This is a genomic window from Pseudoalteromonas sp. SG43-4, assembly GCF_014164325.1.
Taxonomy (GTDB): domain Bacteria; phylum Pseudomonadota; class Gammaproteobacteria; order Enterobacterales; family Alteromonadaceae; genus Pseudoalteromonas; species Pseudoalteromonas distincta.
Window position 1 is genome coordinate 1 of the sequence record NZ_JACJFB010000047.1, and the last position, 1,252, is coordinate 1,252.

Sequence of the window (1,252 nt, forward strand, 5' to 3'; positions counted from 1 at the left end):
GGCGTTATGAGCCATATGAATAACTTACTAATTTGTAGCCTGATAATTCTGTTGGTTAGTTTCACAACCATAAAAAATGTTTCAGATAGTTCTCAATTTGAAGGTGACATAGGCATAAAGTATTTAGAAAAGAACGCTTTCATTTGCACTGTTGATAATAATGCAATGTTTACGAAAGGCTTACCCGTTAACGAGCTATATGAAAACCATGGTTTCAAATCCTGTCCTCGCGGAATGGATGTTGCGTCCCTTCTAAAGGGGGCTGAAATTAAAGTTTCAGAGGCTTCTCATAGCTCACACTTCGGTTTAGTGTCTTATACAGATCATTGGTATTTTGTTGGTTCCGCCGACATTGGCGGTAAAATGGTGAGTTTTTATTACTACTTAGGGTTAACTACTGATGGAAAACCTCCTGTGAACTATAAGAATAATTTGTTGTGGCACTAGCAAAAGCTCATAACAAGGCCAGCCAGCATCGCTCCCTACGGTCGCTGGACCTCGTTTCACTCGGCCGCTGCTGGCGGCGTTATGAGTCAATTCAAATAGGATTGTTTTTTGTAGCTAAAAGGATTTTTCTAAACGTAAATTTCTCTTTTGCTTCATACGAGTTGAGCTAGGCTAATTTTATCAATAGCCACTAATAGAATTTGCCTTTGTTAAAGAGACTTTTGTGGCAAACTCATTAGTTCAGGCTAGTTTTGTTAGTAGCTCAAATTAACCTTCATTTACAAATTGGGTGTTTACTATTAGTGTAGTGTTTTGAGTTAACCAATGTAACTCATAACAAACAAATCAAGTGGGACTAATTACAGCTGGCCGCCTCACTTCGTTCGTTATTTTGCCAGCAATAATTAGCCCCTTATTTGGGCGTTATATGTCTATCGAGAATTGATGCTGATTTCACTTAAAGAGAAACTAAAATTTGCTATTTTGTTAGCACCAGATGCTTTTACCTATTCTTTAGTTTGTATCGTTTGGGAACCTTTATACCGAATATGTATTTTAGTTGGTCTTGCTGAAAAAGGTATGGAGTGGGTTCCTTTTCAATTCGGCTTAATAGTGTTTACTGTGCTGTTTAGCTATCGATACATTGTTTATTTAATTAAACATAAGAGTAAGTAGCCATATAACAAGTGACTATGGTGTCAATTCCTAATTTCAAACCATTTTAGGATCCCACATGACACCATCCCTCACCATAGAATTTATGATTACTATAAGCTTTCTTATACAGGCAATAATAGCCACTTTT

General features: G+C 36.8%; 1 protein-coding gene. It reads left to right on the forward strand.

All coding sequences use genetic code 11. The features are described from left to right. A partial coding sequence (locus H5160_RS20075; RefSeq protein ID WP_220491201.1) for a hypothetical protein occupies positions 1-447 on the forward strand: 447 nt, incomplete at its 5' end. Positions 448-1,252: the final 805 nt, after the last annotated feature.